The organism is Actinosynnema sp. NPDC059797 (genome assembly GCF_042732085.1).
GTDB lineage: Bacteria > Actinomycetota > Actinomycetes > Mycobacteriales > Pseudonocardiaceae > Actinosynnema.
Genome location: NZ_JBHWIE010000181.1, coordinates 1 through 14,871, shown reverse-complemented (window position 1 = coordinate 14,871; position 14,871 = coordinate 1). Strand labels below are relative to the sequence as shown.

Below are 14,871 nucleotides of genomic sequence, written 5' to 3'. Positions count from 1 at the left end.
GTGGGGGGGGGGCGCGGGCCATAAACCTCGGACCCCGCCCCGACCCGCCCTGCCACTCCCGCTCGGACGAGCGAGTGGCAGGGCGGACGGCTGTGCAGGGCAGGGCGGACGGCTGTGCAGGGCAGGGCGGACGGCTGTGCAGGGCAGGGCGGACGGCTGTGCAGGGCAGGGCCGGTGGTGCCCGGAGAACCTTGCCTGCGGCGCGGGCCGAGGACTGCGTGGACGACTGCGCAGACGCTGCGCGGATGACTATGCGGATGACTGCGCGGGGCGGGGCCGGTGGTGCCCGACTCGTCGGTGTGGTGGTTCCGGGAGGGCATACCGACTGGTCGGTACCTGCGGTACGGTGGCGGCCGGACGCTCAGGGAGGCGATCGTGGCCCGTTGGGGAATCACCCTGCCGTTGACCGGTGTGCCGGTGCTCGACCACCGCGACCTGGTGGCCGAACTGGCCGACCTCGGTTACACCGACGTGTGGTCGGCCGAGACCGCGGGCACGGACGCCTTCACCCCGCTCGCGCTGGCCTCGCAGTGGTCGGACCGGGTGCGGCTGGGCACCGCGATCGTCCCCACCTACACGCGCGGCCCGGCCACCCTCGCCATGTCGGCCGCCACCCTGGCCGAGGTCTCCGGCGGGCGGTTCGTGCTGGGCATCGGGTCGTCCTCGCCGGCGATCGTGCAGCGGTGGAACGGCGTGGAGTTCCGCGAGCCGTTCAAGCGCACGCGCGACACCCTCCGCTTCCTCAAGGCCGCGCTGAGCGGCGAGAAGGTGACCGAGGACTACGAGACGTTCTCGGTGCGCGGGTTCCGGTTGGAGCGGGTGCCCGCCGAAGCGCCGCCGATCATGCTGGCCGCCCTGCGCCCCGGCATGCTCCGGCTGGCCGGGCGCGAGGCGGACGGCGCCATCACCAACTGGCTCGGCGCGGGCGACGTGCCCAAGGTGCGCGCGGAGCTGGGTGACGGGTCCGAGCTGGCCGCCCGCATCTTCGTCTGTCCGACCGAGGACGCGGACGCGGCCCGCGCGCTCGGGCGCATGTTGATCAGCACCTACCTCACCGTGCCCGCCTACGCGGCCTTCCACGAGTGGCTGGGGCGCGGCGAGGAGCTGCGACCGATGCACGAGGCGTGGGCGGCGGGCGACCGGCGGGGCGCGGGCGCGCTGATCCCCGACCGGGTCGTGGACGACCTGATCGTGCACGGCAGCGCGGACGAGTGCCGCCGCAAGGTGGCCGAGTACGCGGCCAACGGGGTGGACACCCCGGTCATCGCCGTCCTGCCCACCGGCGCCGACCAGCTCGACCTGGCGCGCGCCCTCGCCCCGAACGCCTGACCGCCACCACCGATCCCGCCACTGACCCCGCCGCTGATCCTGCCGCTGATCCCGCGCACGGTCCTGGCACCGACCTGTCCGTGGCCCTGCTGCGCTGGTCCTGTCCGCCCCGCCGCTGGTCCCGATGAGCGGGCCGCCGCCGGTCCTGCTGGAGGGCCGGCGGTACGCGATGGATGGGCGGTGCCCGAGGGGCTGGTGGTGTGCGCTGGGCTGGCGGTGCATTGCGGACTGGCGGTGTGCGGGCGGTAACGGCACGAAGTCTTGTTTTCGCTGGTCAAGCCCATGTCGAGCGCTTATTGAACTTAGTTCAAGCACGGTGAGGTGTTGGGGAAGGGCCGGTCGGCGCGCCGTTTGACGCGGGACTCGCTGTCCGGGACTCGCTGTCCGGGACTCGCCGCCTGGGACTCGCCGCCTGGGAAGCCGTCCTCGGGGTGGGGCGGGTGCACGTGACGCGCGTGACCGGGGCACCACGCGGTCCTGGCTAGGCTCGTACCAGGCCGGGAGGTGGAAGTTGACGAGCATGTCCGACGTGGCGCGGGCGGCCGGGGTGTCCGCGGCGACGGTGTCGCGGGCGCTGCGCGGTGAGCCCGGGGTCTCGGAGGCGACCCGCCGGTACGTCACGGAGGTCGCCAAGCGGATGCGGTACGCGATCGCCCGCGACGCGTCGAGCCTGGCGGGCGGGCGGCGGTACGCCATCGCGGTGCTGACCGCCGACGTCGGCCGGGGCGAGTTGCTGGCCGGCGCCGAGGGCGCCCTGCGGCAGGCGGGCTACGACGTCCTCCTCTACGTGCTCAAGGAGCCCGAGGCGCGGTCCCGGTTCTTCGAGGAGCTGCCGCTGGCGCGCCGGGTCGACGGCGTGCTCGCGCTGTCCGTCGACCTCGGCGAGGCCGAGGGGGCCGCGCTAACGGGCCTGGGCGTGCCGGTGGTGGAGGTGCGCGACGACGACCCGCGCGAGGCGCTGCGGCTGGCCGTGGAGCACCTGGCCGGGCTGGGTCACCGGGACGTCGCGTTCGTGGTGGCCGGTGACGTCGCCGGCGACGTCGACGAGACCTCCGACGAGCTGCTGGCCGAGGGCGGGCTCCGGGTGCGTCCCGAGTGGACCCTGTGGTCCTCGCCGACCGTCGCGGGCGGCGAGCAGGTGGTGGACGCGCTGCTGGACGCCGAGCGGCTGCCGACGGCGGTCATCAGCTCCAGCGGCGAGGTGGCGCTCGGCGTCTTCCTGCGGCTGCGCCGCGACGGGCGGGCGGTGCCCGGCGACGTCTCGATCGTCAGCCTGGAGGGCGCCGACCTGACCCGCGCGGTGGGCATCACCGCGGTCGAGGTCGCCTGGCGGGAGCGCGGCGAGCACGCCGTCGACGCGCTGCTGGCCGGGCTGCGCGGCGAGCCCGCCGACCCCGAACCGCCCGCGGTCCGACTGGTCGTCAGGGATTCCTCCGGACCGCGTGTTTGAACTCGCGCCGCGCCGGCCATTAACCCGGGAGAACATCCTGCAACCTTCGGGTGACCAGGCCTGCCCGGCCTGGCTTCGGCCGACCTGAGGAGACGAAGCTGTCCGGCGTGGACGACGAGCTCGCGGCACTGGCCGAGGCCCACGGCGTGGCCACCCATTACGAGGACGCCAACCAACGCCGAGCGGACGTCGACGCCGACGTCGTGGTGGCCGTCCTGGCGCAGCTGGACGTGGACGCCTCCAGCCCGGAGGCGGTCCGCCGCGCCCTGGCCGCGCCGGAACCGCCGCCGCGGACGATCGTGCTGCGCGAGGGCGACGTGCTCGACGAGGACGGCTCCGTCCTCCTCGAAGGGGGCGGCGAGGTGCGGCTGCCCGCCGCCCTGCCGCTGGGCTACCACCGGCTCGGCGACCGCACGGTGATCGTGGCGCCGCGCCGCCTGGAACCGGTGCCGCGCGCCTGGGGCTGGATGCTCCAGCTCTACGCGATGCGCTCGGCCGAGTCGTGGGGCATGGGCGACTACGGCGACCTCGCCACCCTGGCCCGGCGCAGCGCCGAGGAGCTGGGCGCGGGCGTGCTGCTGGTCAACCCCGTGCAGGCGATCAGCCCGACCGAGCCGGTGGAGCGCTCGCCGTACTCGCCGTCGAGCCGCCGCTACGCCAACCCCCTCTACCTGAGGATCACCGACGTCCCGGCGTACCGGCGGGCCGACGAGCGGACCCGGGCCGAGGTCGACGCGCTGCGCCCGCCCGACGACACCGCGCTGATCGACTACGACGCGGTGTGGCGCGCCAAGGCGCGGGCGCTGGAGCTGCTGTGGCGGCACGAGGAGCACCGCGAGCCGGAGGGCGACCTGCTGGAGTTCGCGAGGTTCTGCGCGCTGGCCGAGGAGCACGGCCCCGATTGGCGTACCTGGCCCCCTGAGCAGCGGAATCCGGCGACCGCCACACCCTCACACGAACGAGTGATGTTCCACGCTTGGCTGCAAGAATTGTGCGAGCAGCAACTGGATCGGGCTCGAAGCGCGGCGCACGATTCGGGTATGTCAGTCGGCGTCGTGCACGACCTCCCCGTCGGGGTGCACCCCGGTGGCGCCGACACGTGGGCCTGGCGCGACGCCTTCGCGCCCGCCGTCACGGTCGGTGCGCCGCCGGACGCGTTCAGCCAGCTCGGCCAGGACTGGAACCTGCCGCCGTGGCGGCCCGACCGGCTCGCCGAGCAGGGCTACGAGCCGTTCCGGGCGGTGGTGCGCAGCGTGCTGCGGCACGCCGACGGCATCCGCATCGACCACGTCGCCGGCCTGTGGCGGCTGTGGTGGATCCCGCCGGGCGAGCCGCCCAAGCGCGGCACGTACGTGCACTACGACGCGGACGCGATGCTGGCCGTGCTGACGCTGGAGGCGCACCGCGCGGGCGCCGTCGTGGTCGGCGAGGACCTGGGCACGGTGGAGCCGAAGGTCACCGAGTCGCTGCACGAGCACGGCATGCTCAGCTCGGCGGTGCTGTGGTTCCAGCGCGACTACGACCTGCCCGGCCACCCGCTGATCCCGCCGGAGAAGTGGCGCGAGTCCGCCATGGCGAGCATCTCCACCCACGACCTGCCCACCGTGGCCGGCTTCCTGGCCGCGGAACACGTTCGGGTGCGAGCCGAACTGGGGCAGTTTGAAGGACCCCCGGAAGGGGAATACGAGGCAGCCGCGCGCGAGCGGGGAGAGTTGGTCGAACTGCTCGAGCAGGAGGGGGTACCGGCCGATGACCTGGTTACCGCGTTCCACGCGCTGCTGGCGAAAGCCCGTTCGGTGCTGGTGCTGACCTCACCGCAGGACGCGTTGGGCGAGACCCGCCAGCCCAACCTGCCCGGCACCACGGACCAGTACCCGAACTGGCGGATACCGCTCCCCGTCGCGCTCGCGGACCTGTTCGACCACCCGCGCGTGCGCGAGGTGGCCGCCGCACTCGCCGCCGGGCGCGGCCGATGATCCGCAACACGCACGCAACCGCAGGCCGCCCACCTGCGGAGTATGGTCAAGCCCGTCACCCGCGCCATGGTTGGAGGTGGCATTCACCCGTGAACACCGAGCTGGTCTCCCGCACCGGGTTGTTGCCCGAGCTGCCCGCACAGACCGCCCCCGTCACGACCGCCGTCCCGAGTCCCGCCGACGTCCTCGAAGCGGCCGTCGAACGGGTCCTCACCGCCGTGCGGCCGTCCAACCTCGCCGACCCGCTGTCCGGCGCCCACCACGCCGAGGAGTCCCTGCGGGACGCCCTGCGGCGCGCGGACGTCGGCTCGAACCCGGCGCTGGGCCAGGCCGTCGCCTGCGCCGAGGCCGCCGCGGAGCACCTCCGCTACTCGGAGCTCCAGGAAGCCCGCCTGCTGTTGGTTGCAGCACGTGGACAGCTCGCCAGGTCGCACCGCGGCAGGTCCTGATTTAGAACGGTAGGGGTCGGAACGTCTTAAAGCTCGTCCGGAGGAAACCCTGTGCGGCCCTGGCCCGGAACTCCCTACCCGCTCGGCGCGAGTTATGACGGCGTCGGCACGAATTTCACCCTCTTCTCGGAGGTCGCGGACTACGTCGAGCTGTGCCTGTTCGACGACGACGGGACCGAGACGCGCGTGAGGCTGCCGGAGGTGGACGGCTTCGTCCACCACGGCTACCTCCTCGGCGTCGGCCCCGGGCAGAAGTACGGCTACCGCGTGCACGGTCCCCACGACCCCGAGCGCGGTCTGCGGTGCAACCCCAACAAGCTGCTGATCGACCCGTACGCGAAGGCGATCACCGGCGCGGTGAAGTGGCACGAGTCCCTGTTCGGCTACCCGTTCGGGTCGCCGGAGGAGCGCAACGACCAGGACTCGGCCGGTCACGTGCCGCTGTCGGTGGTGGTCAACCCGTTCTTCGACTGGGCCAACGACCGCCCGCCGAAGACGCCCTACAACGAGACGGTCATCTACGAGGCCCACGTCAAGGGCCTGACCATGCTGCACCCGGAGGTGCCGCAGCGGCTGCGGGGCACCTACGCGGGCCTGGCGCACCCGGCGGTGATCGAGCACCTGAAGGGCCTGGGCGTGACCGCGATCGAGCTGATGCCGGTGCACCAGTTCATCAGCGACCACGGCCTGGAGCAGAAGGGCCTGCGCAACTACTGGGGCTACAACACGATCGGGTTCTTCGCGCCGCACGAGGGCTACGCGGCGCTGCCGGAGAACGCGGGCCAGGTCCAGGAGTTCAAGGGCATGGTGCGCGCCCTGCACGAGGCGAACATCGAGGTCATCCTCGACGTGGTCTACAACCACACTGCCGAGGGCAACCACCTGGGCCCCACGCTGTCCATGCGCGGCATCGACAACCAGGCCTACTACCGGTTGGTCGACGACGAGCAGAAGTTCTACATGGACTACACGGGCACCGGGAACTCGCTGAACGTGCGCAGCCCGCACACCCTCCAGCTGATCATGGACTCGCTGCGCTACTGGGTGACCGAGATGCGGGTGGACGGGTTCCGCTTCGACCTCGCCGCCACCCTGGCCCGGGAGTTCTACGACGTGGACCGGCTGTCCACGTTCTTCGACCTGGTGCAGCAGGACCCCGTGGTCAGCCAGGTCAAGCTCATCGCCGAGCCCTGGGACGTCGGCCCCGGCGGCTACCAGGTGGGCAACTTCCCGCCGCTGTGGACCGAGTGGAACGGCAAGTACCGCGACACGGTGCGCGACTTCTGGCGCGGCGAGCCGGCCACGCTCGGCGAGTTCGCCTCCCGCATCACGGGTTCGTCGGACCTCTACAAGGACGACGGGCGGCGGCCGTACGCCTCGATCAACTTCGTCACCGCCCACGACGGCTTCACCCTCAACGACCTGGTCTCCTACAACGACAAGCACAACGAGGCCAACGGCGAGGACGGCCGCGACGGCGCCGACGACAACCGGTCGTGGAACTGCGGCGTCGAGGGACCCACCGACGACCCGGAGGTCAACGAGCTGCGGGCGCGGCAGCGGCGCAACATGCTGGCCACCCTGCTGCTGTCGCAGGGCGTGCCGATGCTGCTGCACGGCGACGAGCTGGGCCGCACCCAGCAGGGCAACAACAACGCCTACTGCCAGGACACCGAGCTGTCCTGGGTCGACTGGTCGCTGGTGGAGAAGAACCGCGACCTGGTCGAGTTCACCGCCGCGCTCACCGAGTTCCGCAAGCAGCACCCGGTGCTGCGCCGCCGCCGGTTCTTCCAGGGCAAACCCATCCGCAAGGGCGACGAGCTGCGCGACATCGCCTGGTTCACCCCCGCGGGCGAGGAGATGCAGGAGCAGAACTGGGACGACGGGTTCGGCAAGTGCATCGTCGTGTTCCTCAACGGCGAGGGCATCCCCGACCTCGACCAGCGCGGCATGCGCGTGCTCGACGACTCGTTCCTGCTCGCCTTCAACGCGCACCACGAGGACATCGAGATCACCCTCCCCGAACCCGGCTACGGCCCCCAGTGGACCGTGGTCGTGGACACCGCCACCGGCGCCGTGGTCACCCCCGAGCTGGGCGAGGACCCCATCCCGGCCGGCGGCAGGCTCACCGTCACCAGCCGCTCCCTGGTCGTGCTCCAGCGGACGGGCGTGGAATGAACGAGCCTTCGATGAACGAGCCTTCCTCGACCTACCGGATCCAGTTCACCCCCGACTTCACCTTCGCCGACGCGGAGGCGGTGGTCGACTACCTGGACGCGCTGGGCGCGGGCGCCCTGTACGCGTCGCCGCTGCTGGAGGCCGTGCCCGGCTCCACGCACGGCTACGACGTCACCGACCCGACGAAGGCCCGCGACGAGCTGGGCGGCGAGTCGGGCCGGGTGGCGCTGAGCAAGGCGCTGAGGGGCGCCGGCCTCGGGTTCGTGCTCGACATCGTGCCCAACCACATGGCCGTCGACCACGACGACGCCAACCCCTGGTGGTGGGACGTGCTGCGGCACGGCCGCGCGTCGCGGTACGCGGACTACTTCGACGTCGACTGGGACTCCGGCAAGCTCCTGCTGCCCTTCGCCGCCGACGAGGACTCGGAGGAGGAGCACGAGCACTACCGGCTGGCGTTCTGGCGGCGCGGCAACACCGAGCTGAACTACCGGCGGTTCTTCGACATCACCACGCTGGCCGGCGTGCGCGTCGAGGACCCGGAGGTGTTCGAGGCCACGCACGGCGAGGTGCTGCGCTGGGTGGCCGCGGGCGAGGTGACGGGCCTGCGGGTGGACCACCCGGACGGCCTGGCCGACCCCGGCGGCTACGTGCGGCGGCTCAAGGAGCGCTCGGGCACGTGGCTGGTGGTGGAGAAGATCCTCGGCGTGGACGAGGCGCTACCCGCGAGCTGGCCGGTCGAGGGCACCACGGGCTACGACGCGCTGCGCGAGGTGTGCGGGCTGTTCGTCGACCCGGCGGGCGAGGGGGGCATCACCGAACTGGCCCGCGAGCTGGGCGTGCCCGTCGACTTCGCCGCCGTCGAGCACGAGAGCCGCGAGCTGGTCGCGAACACCATCCTGCGCGCCGAGGTGCGCCGGATCGCCGCGCTGGTGCGGCACCCGGACCGGGAGCAGGCCGAGCGGGCCGTGGCCGAGGTCATGGTCAACTTCCCGGTCTACCGCTCCTACCTGCCCGAGGGGCGGGACGCGTGGGCGGCGGCGGTGGCCAAGGTGGGATCGCCGGCCGCGCGGGCGCTGGACGAGCAGGTCCGGGCCGACCCGGGCGGCGAGCTGGCCACCCGCATCCAGCAGACCTCCGGCATGGTGGTCGCCAAGGGCACCGAGGACACCGCGTTCTACCGGTACACCCGGTTCGTCGCGCTCAACGAGGTGGGCGGCGCGCCCGACCGGTTCGGCGTGCCGCCCGCCGAGTTCCACCAGCGGGCGGCCCTGCGCGAGGCGGGCGCGCCGCACACCATGACCGCCCTGTCCACGCACGACACCAAGCGGTCCGAGGACGTGCGGGCCAGGCTCGCGGTGCTGTCCGAGATCCCCGGCGAGTTCGCCGAGCGCGTGCGCCGGTGGACCGCCGCGCACCCGATCGAGGAGCCGTCGCTCAACGCGCTGGCGTGGCAGTCGCTGGTGGGCGCGTGGCCGATCACGGCCGACCGGATGCGCGCCTACCTGGACAAGGCGGCCAAGGAGTCGAAGGTCCGCACCACCTGGACCGACCACGACGAGGAGTTCGAGGCGGCCGTCGCCGCGTGGCCCGACCAGGTGCTCGACGGGCCGGTGGCGGCCGACGTGGCGGAGTTCGTCGACCGGGTCGTGGGGCCCGGCTGGTCCAACGCGCTGGGCCAGAAGCTGGTCCAGCTCACCGCGCCCGGCGTGCCCGACGTCTACCAGGGCACCGAGCTGTGGGACCTGTCGCTGGTCGACCCCGACAACCGCCGCCCGGTCGACTACGGCGTGCGGCGCCGGCTGCTGCGGCGCATCGAGGAGGGCTGGCTGCCGGACGTGGACGACTCGGGCGCGGCCAAGCTGCTCGTGGTGCACCGCGCGCTGCGGCTGCGCCGGGAGCGGCCCGAGCTGTTCCGCGGCTACCGGCCGCTGCCCGCCTCCGGTCCGGCCGCACCTCACGCAGTGGCGTTCGAGCGCACCGGTGTGGTTGCGGTGGCCACCCGACTTCCGGTGGGGTTGGCGAACGCGGGCGGGTGGGGCGACACGGTGCTGCCGCTGCCGCCGGGGGAGTGGACCGACGTGCTGACCTCCCGACCTGCCTCACCCCGCCTGGCCGAACTGTTGGACCGCTACCCGGTGGCGCTGCTGGTGCGAGGAGATCTGTGACTTTCTCGGTGTGGGCCCCGACGCGGGAACGCGTCCTGGTCCGGGTCGACGGGCGCGACCACGACATGGTCGCCGGGCAGGACGGCTGGTGGCACGCGGACGTGCCCCGGGAGGCGGGCGCGGACTACGCGTTCGTGCTCGACGGCGACGCCCTGCCCGACCCGCGGTCGCTGTGGCAGCCGAACGGCGTGCACGCCGCGTCGCGGGTGTACGACCACTCGGCGTTCAGCTGGACCGACTCGGCGTGGACCGGGCGCGGGCTGCCCGGCGCGGTGATCTACGAGCTGCACATCGGCACGTTCACCCCATCCGGCACATTTGATGGCGCGATCGAGCGACTGGATCACCTGGTGTCGCTGGGGATCACCCACGTCGAGGTGATGCCGGTCAACTCCTTCGACGGAACCACCGGGTGGGGTTACGACGGTGTGCTGTGGGGCGCGGTGCACGAGCCCTACGGCGGGCCCGACGGGTTCAAGCGGTTCGTCGACGCCTGCCACGCGCGCGGGCTCGCCGTGCTGCTCGACGTGGTCTACAACCACCTCGGGCCGTCCGGCGCGTACCTCGACCGGTTCGGGCCGTACTTCGCGGGCAGCAACGACTGGGGCCCCGGCCTCAACCTCGACGGCGAGGGCGCCGACGAGGTGCGCCGGTACGTGATCGACAACGCGCTGGGCTGGCTGCGCGACTTCCACGTCGACGGGCTGCGGCTGGACGCCGTGCACGCGCTGGTGGACCGGAGCGCGGTGCACGTGCTGGAGCAGCTGGCCGTCGAGGTGGACGCGCTGTCCGCGGGACTGGGCCGGCCGCTCACCCTGATCGCCGAGTCCGACCTCAACGACGCCCGCCTGGTCACCGCGCGCGAGGCGGGCGGCCACGGCCTGCACGCCCAGTGGGCCGACGACCTGCACCACGCGCTGCACGTGGCGCTCAGCGGCGAGACGTTCGGCTACTACCCGGACTTCGAGGGGCAGCTCGGCAGGACCCTGCGCGAGGTGTTCCTCCACGCGAACACCTGGTCGTCGTTCCGGGGCCGGCACCACGGCCGCCCGGTCGACCCCAGGCTGCCGGGCTACCGGTTCCTGGCCTACCTCCAGAACCACGACCAGGTCGGCAACCGGGCCACCGGTGACCGGCTGTCGGCGACGGTGTCGACGCGCCGCCTCGCCGTGGGCGCCGCGATCGTGCTGTGCTCCCCGTACACGCCGATGATCTTCATGGGGGAGGAGTGGGCGGCGAGCACGCCCTGGCAGTTCTTCGCCTCGTTCCCCGACCCCGAGCTGGCCGAGGCGGTGCGCACCGGCCGGCGGCGCGAGTTCGGCAGGCACGGGTGGGACGAGCAGGAGGTGCCCGACCCGATGGACCCGGGCACCGCGCGGCGCTCGGTGCTCCGCTGGGACGAGGTGGCCGAGGACGGGCACCGGGAGCTGCTGGAGACCTACCGGGCGCTGATCGCGCTGCGCCGGAGCAGGCCCGAGCTGGCCGACCCGAGGCTGGACCGGTTCGACGTGCGCGAGCAGGGCCAGGTCCTGGTGCTGCACCGGGGCGAGTCGCGCGTGGTGTGCAACCTCGGCCCGGACACCGAGGTGACGCTCGACACCGAGCCGCTCGACGTGCTGCTGGCCTCGGCAGGGGTGAAGGTCACCGGGCAGGTCGCACACCTGCCCGGCGACTCGTTCGCCGTGCTCAGTCCCCCGGCAGCCAGCCCACCTCGGTGAGCTTCTCCGCGAGCAGCTGGCCGGCCAGGGTCACCTGGTCGGCCAGCTGTCTTCGCACCTCGGGGCGCTCGTCCTCCGCGCCCTCCTGCGCCGCGTCGTACGCCGCGACCAACCGCCGGGCCGCGTGGACCACGTCGACCCCGGGCCACTCGGACGCCGCGACCCGGCCGTTCGGCTCGGCGGACAGGTGCACGGCCCGCACCGCCTGGCGGGGCCCCAGCTCGGCCGACAGGTCGAGCAGCTTCAGCGCTATTGTGTGCAGCTTCACGTTGTGGTGCTGCGACATGCGCACGAGCAGCTGGAACCCCTCCTGCGGCGTGCAGCCCTGCACCGCCGAGATCAGGCCCGTGGCCTGCCCGATCACGGTGCGCGTCTGCACGGCTTTGCGCAGTCCCATCACCTCGGCCTCGAGGCTGGCGATCCGCGCGGTCAGCGAATCGTCACGGCCGTTGTCCCCGACCACGGTCGGGCTCCTCTCTCGCACTTCGGTACCGGTCAGCCAGGCCAGCAGTGCAAGAGCTCCAAAGGACACGCGGGTATCCGACCCAGGCAAGCCCACAGCTCTCGCTGACCCTGGTGCCCTTTCGGGCGCGGGTGGCTTGCGGCTGGCTTTTCAACCGCGTAGACGATCACCGTAGTCGAGAGAGGGTGGCCGGGTGCAACTGGACCGCCCTCAGCGTGGCGGGAGGACGCAGAACTCGTTGCCCGCCGGGTCGGTGAGCACCACCCACGGCAACCCCTCGTCGCCGCCCGCCCGCCGCGCGCCGAGACCGACCAGCCGGTCCACCTCGGCGTCCCGGTCCCGCTCGGCCGCGATGTCCAGGTGCAGGCGGTTCTTGGCGGTCTTGGGGTCCTCGACGGGCTGGAGCAGCAACATCGGCCCGTCGCCGGTCAGCTCGGTGTAGGTCAGCCCGCGGGGGTCCTGCCACCGGCGGTGCACCCGGTACCCCAGCGCCGCGCACCAGAACCCGGTCAGGTCGGCGACCTGCGCGGCAGGGCAGTCGATCGCGACGGCGACGATGTGTGACGTCATGCGCACCGGTTTCCCGAACGGGTGGCCGGGTATCCACCTGGTGAGACCGCAGTCGTGAGGAAGGAACCGGCTCATGGGTGCCGACGAGAAGTTCGACAACAAGGCCGAGGAACTCAAGGGCCGCGCCAAGGAGGCCGTCGGCGACGCCACCGACAACGAGCAGTGGCAGGCCGAGGGCCGCGCCGAGCAGGCCAAGGGCTCGCTCAAGCAGGCCGCGGAGAAGGTGAAGGACGCCTTCGGTGGCAACCGCTAGCCGCACGAAGTCCAGCGCCGCCTCGTTCGTGCCGGAAGGCGCGGACCTGGCGGCGCTGCGGCGTGCGGCGGCCGGTTGCCGGGGGTGTCACCTCTACGAGGACGCCACGCAGACGGTGTTCGGCGCGGGACCCGAGGACGCCCGCCTCCTGCTGGTCGGCGAGCAGCCCGGCGACGTCGAGGACCGGCGCGGGGAGCCGTTCGTCGGTCCCGCCGGCAGGCTGCTGGACAAGGCGCTGGCGGAGGCCGACCTGGACCGCGAGGGCGTCTACCTGACCAACGCGGTCAAGCACTTCAAGTTCATCCAGGACGCCCGCCGCAAGCGGCGCATCCACAAGTCGCCGGCGCGCGGCGAGGTCACGGCCTGCCTGCCGTGGCTGCACGCCGAACTGGCGCGGGTCGAGCCCGACCTGGTCGTGTGCCTGGGCGCGGTGGCGGCCAAGGCCGTGCTCGGCAACGACTTCAAGGTCACCGAGCGGCGGGGGCGGGTCGAGCGGCACGAGGGTCGCGACGTCATCGCCACGATCCACCCGTCGGCGGTCCTGCGCGCACCCGACCGCGAGGAGGCGTACCAGGGCTTCCTGGCTGACCTCCGCGTGGTCCGCGAACACCTGGGCCGGTGATCCGGGTAACCCGGAATAGTGAAACGGCCCCCGGACCGCTTCCCGTGCGTCAGCACGGGCCGAGCTGGACTGGGCTCGGGGTCACGGGGGCCGGGTGGCTGCCTGGGATTCGCCCAGACCACACCTGGGAAAGGCCGGTCCTAGCGGACAGCCACCTCACGACGAGTCCTGTAGCTATGCAACTTCGGACCACCTCCTTCCTCGTGTAAGACCGAACCTATGCGAGGGTCGCGGCACCTCGCAACGGAAAATCTCCTTCATCACAAAGTGCCTGGTGAGGGAATGAAAGCGTCGTTGACGGAGGCGTTCGGCCCGGTCCCTGTTAGAGTCGACCGCCCCGATCCCCGCCGCCGGTCGCCGGAGCGGCCGGGCCCCGTCGCCAAGGGCGCGGCCGAGGGGGATACGCGCACGGACGGGTGAAGCAGGAGGGGTTAAGACACGTGACGGCGAGTTCCCCACTCGGTGCGACGCCCGACCTGCTCGACCTCGCCGGGGTCCCGCTGGTCGAACCGGGCGCGCTGCGCGACCCCGCTCTGGTCGAGGCGATCGGGCGGACCCTGGAGAGCGCCCGGCACGGCGAACCGGGGACCTGATCCAGGTGCAGGCCAATGCCCTCCGAGACGACGGCTGAGCCGGGGCACCCGCACGGCGTCGACTTCGACCTGAGCTGCGCGGGCCCGGTCACCGCCGAGGCCATGGCGCTCCTCCGGCGGTCGCAGCACGGGCGGCGCAGGCCGGTGCTCCGGGCGCTGCTGGAACTCGCGCGCCACGACGGGCGGTCCGACGCCGAGCACGCGTGGTCGGGGCTCGCGCTTCTCCGGGATCACCCCGGACCTGATCCGCGCCACTCGGTGCCCGCGCCACCCGCGCCCCCTCGGTGATCGCGACCGGACTCCGGGCGTACATGGTGGGGAGGTTTTCCCGGCACAGCACCGGGTCTGATTCCCGCCGGAAGGGGATGCCCTTCCACGGCAGCATCTCCGGCATGGAATTCGAAGGCAGGGTCGCGCTGGTCACCGGCGGCGGCAGGGGTATCGGGGCCGCGATCGCGGTGCGGCTGGCTGAATCTGGGGCCGACGTGGCGGTGACGTGCCGCGGTTCGGCGGACGACGTGGTGGAGCGGGTGAAGGCGCTCGGTCGGCGGGTGCACGTGGTCAGGGCCGACAGCGGCGACGCGGGCGCGGTGGCCGCGGCCGTCGACGAGGTCGTGGACGTGCTGGGGCGACTGGACGTCCTGGTCAACAACGCGGGCGACTTCACCGCGGGGCCGGTGGAGGACCTCGGGGTCGAGGACTTCGACCGGACCTTCGCGGTGAACGTGCGGGCGGTGTTCGCGGCGGTGAAGGCCGCGCTGCCGCACCTCGGCGACGGCGGCCGGGTCGTCAACATCGGCAGCAACGTCGCGGAGCGCGCGGTGTTCCCCGGCCTGTCGCTCTACTCGTCGAGCAAGTCGGCGCTGGAGGGTATGACGAAGGCGCTGGCGCGCGAGCTGGGACCGCGCGGCATCACGGTGAACCTGGTGCACCCCGGCGCGACCGACACCGACCTGAACCCGGCCGACGGGCCCAACGCCGACGTGATCCGCGGGTTCACCGCGCTCGGCCGGTGCGCCGAGCCCGACGAGATCGCCGCCGCGGTGGCGTTCCTGGCGTCGGACGCGGCCCGGTACGTGACGGGCGCGCGGTTCCACGTGGA

Annotated in this window: 14 protein-coding genes; 12 read left to right on the top strand and 2 right to left on the bottom strand. The window is 72.6% G+C overall.

Annotated elements, in window-relative coordinates:
* Positions 1-375 precede the first annotated feature (375 nt).
* The 7 genes from ACFV4N_RS29155 to treZ all read left to right on the top strand — a co-directional run bounded on the left by ACFV4N_RS29155 (position 376) and on the right by treZ (position 11,268).
* Positions 376-1,329 carry an LLM class F420-dependent oxidoreductase gene (locus ACFV4N_RS29155; protein ID WP_499675816.1) on the top strand — a complete coding sequence of 318 codons (954 nt, stop codon included), beginning with the start codon at positions 376-378 and terminating at the stop codon, positions 1,327-1,329.
* Positions 1,330-1,849: 520 nt separating this feature from the next.
* Positions 1,850-2,779, top strand: a complete 930-nt coding sequence (locus ACFV4N_RS29150) for a LacI family DNA-binding transcriptional regulator (RefSeq protein WP_499675817.1) — start codon at positions 1,850-1,852, stop codon at positions 2,777-2,779.
* A 107-nt stretch (positions 2,780-2,886) separates the two neighbouring features.
* Positions 2,887-4,755 (top strand): 4-alpha-glucanotransferase, encoded by a 1,869-nt coding sequence (locus ACFV4N_RS29145; protein WP_499675815.1) that lies wholly within the window; start codon positions 2,887-2,889, stop codon positions 4,753-4,755.
* Positions 4,756-4,844: 89 nt separating this feature from the next.
* Positions 4,845-5,204: a hypothetical protein gene (locus ACFV4N_RS29140; RefSeq protein WP_499675814.1), complete on the top strand. Its 360-nt coding sequence runs from the start codon at positions 4,845-4,847 to the stop codon at positions 5,202-5,204.
* A 51-nt stretch (positions 5,205-5,255) separates the two neighbouring features.
* Positions 5,256-7,382: a glycogen debranching protein GlgX gene (gene glgX, locus ACFV4N_RS29135; RefSeq protein ID WP_499675813.1), complete on the top strand. Its 2,127-nt coding sequence runs from the start codon at positions 5,256-5,258 to the stop codon at positions 7,380-7,382.
* 11 nt (positions 7,383-7,393) lie between these two features.
* Entirely contained in the window at positions 7,394-9,550 is a 2,157-nt protein-coding gene (gene treY / locus ACFV4N_RS29130) for a malto-oligosyltrehalose synthase (RefSeq protein WP_499675812.1), read from the top strand.
* Positions 9,547-11,268 carry a malto-oligosyltrehalose trehalohydrolase gene (gene treZ / locus ACFV4N_RS29125; protein WP_499675811.1) on the top strand — a complete coding sequence of 574 codons (1,722 nt, stop codon included), beginning with the start codon at positions 9,547-9,549 and terminating at the stop codon, positions 11,266-11,268. The genes treY and treZ overlap by 4 nt, the downstream gene beginning before the upstream one ends.
* Here treZ and ACFV4N_RS29120 read toward each other — a convergent pair.
* Together ACFV4N_RS29120 and ACFV4N_RS29115 are read right to left on the bottom strand one after the other, a co-directional pair.
* Positions 11,237-11,731 carry an ANTAR domain-containing protein gene (locus tag ACFV4N_RS29120; protein ID WP_499675810.1) on the bottom strand — a complete coding sequence of 165 codons (495 nt, stop codon included), beginning with the start codon at positions 11,729-11,731 and terminating at the stop codon, positions 11,237-11,239. The genes treZ and ACFV4N_RS29120 overlap by 32 nt on opposite strands.
* Before the next feature lie 210 nt (positions 11,732-11,941).
* Positions 11,942-12,301 (bottom strand): VOC family protein, encoded by a 360-nt coding sequence (locus ACFV4N_RS29115; protein ID WP_499675809.1) that lies wholly within the window; start codon positions 12,299-12,301, stop codon positions 11,942-11,944.
* A gap of 73 nt (positions 12,302-12,374) precedes the next feature.
* Between ACFV4N_RS29115 and ACFV4N_RS29110 the strand changes: the two genes are divergently transcribed.
* From ACFV4N_RS29110 to ACFV4N_RS29090, 5 genes are all read left to right on the top strand, one after another.
* Positions 12,375-12,554 carry a CsbD family protein gene (locus ACFV4N_RS29110; protein ID WP_499675808.1) on the top strand — a complete coding sequence of 60 codons (180 nt, stop codon included), beginning with the start codon at positions 12,375-12,377 and terminating at the stop codon, positions 12,552-12,554.
* Entirely contained in the window at positions 12,541-13,176 is a 636-nt protein-coding gene (locus ACFV4N_RS29105) for a UdgX family uracil-DNA binding protein (protein ID WP_499675807.1), read from the top strand. The genes ACFV4N_RS29110 and ACFV4N_RS29105 overlap by 14 nt, the downstream gene beginning before the upstream one ends.
* Before the next feature lie 440 nt (positions 13,177-13,616).
* Entirely contained in the window at positions 13,617-13,769 is a 153-nt protein-coding gene (locus tag ACFV4N_RS29100) for a hypothetical protein (protein ID WP_499675806.1), read from the top strand.
* Positions 13,770-13,784: 15 nt separating this feature from the next.
* The gene (locus ACFV4N_RS29095) at positions 13,785-14,057 is read left to right on the top strand and encodes a hypothetical protein (RefSeq protein ID WP_499675805.1); all 273 of its coding nucleotides are present in this window, start codon (positions 13,785-13,787) and stop codon (positions 14,055-14,057) included.
* A 104-nt stretch (positions 14,058-14,161) separates the two neighbouring features.
* On the top strand, positions 14,162-14,871 hold a 710-nt coding region (locus ACFV4N_RS29090), incomplete at its 3' end, for an SDR family NAD(P)-dependent oxidoreductase (protein WP_499675804.1).

Excerpts from the sequence above, each read along its gene's own strand:
- ACFV4N_RS29095 (WP_499675805.1), top strand. The coding sequence starts at position 13,785 with ATGCCCTCCGAGACGACGGCTGAGCCGGGGCACCCGCACGGCGTCGAC.
- treY (WP_499675812.1), top strand. The coding sequence starts at position 7,394 with ATGAACGAGCCTTCCTCGACCTACCGGATCCAGTTCACCCCCGACTTC.
- ACFV4N_RS29150 (WP_499675817.1), top strand. The coding sequence starts at position 1,850 with ATGTCCGACGTGGCGCGGGCGGCCGGGGTGTCCGCGGCGACGGTGTCG.
- ACFV4N_RS29110 (WP_499675808.1), top strand. The coding sequence starts at position 12,375 with ATGGGTGCCGACGAGAAGTTCGACAACAAGGCCGAGGAACTCAAGGGC.
- ACFV4N_RS29115 (WP_499675809.1), bottom strand. The coding sequence starts at position 12,301 with ATGACGTCACACATCGTCGCCGTCGCGATCGACTGCCCTGCCGCGCAG.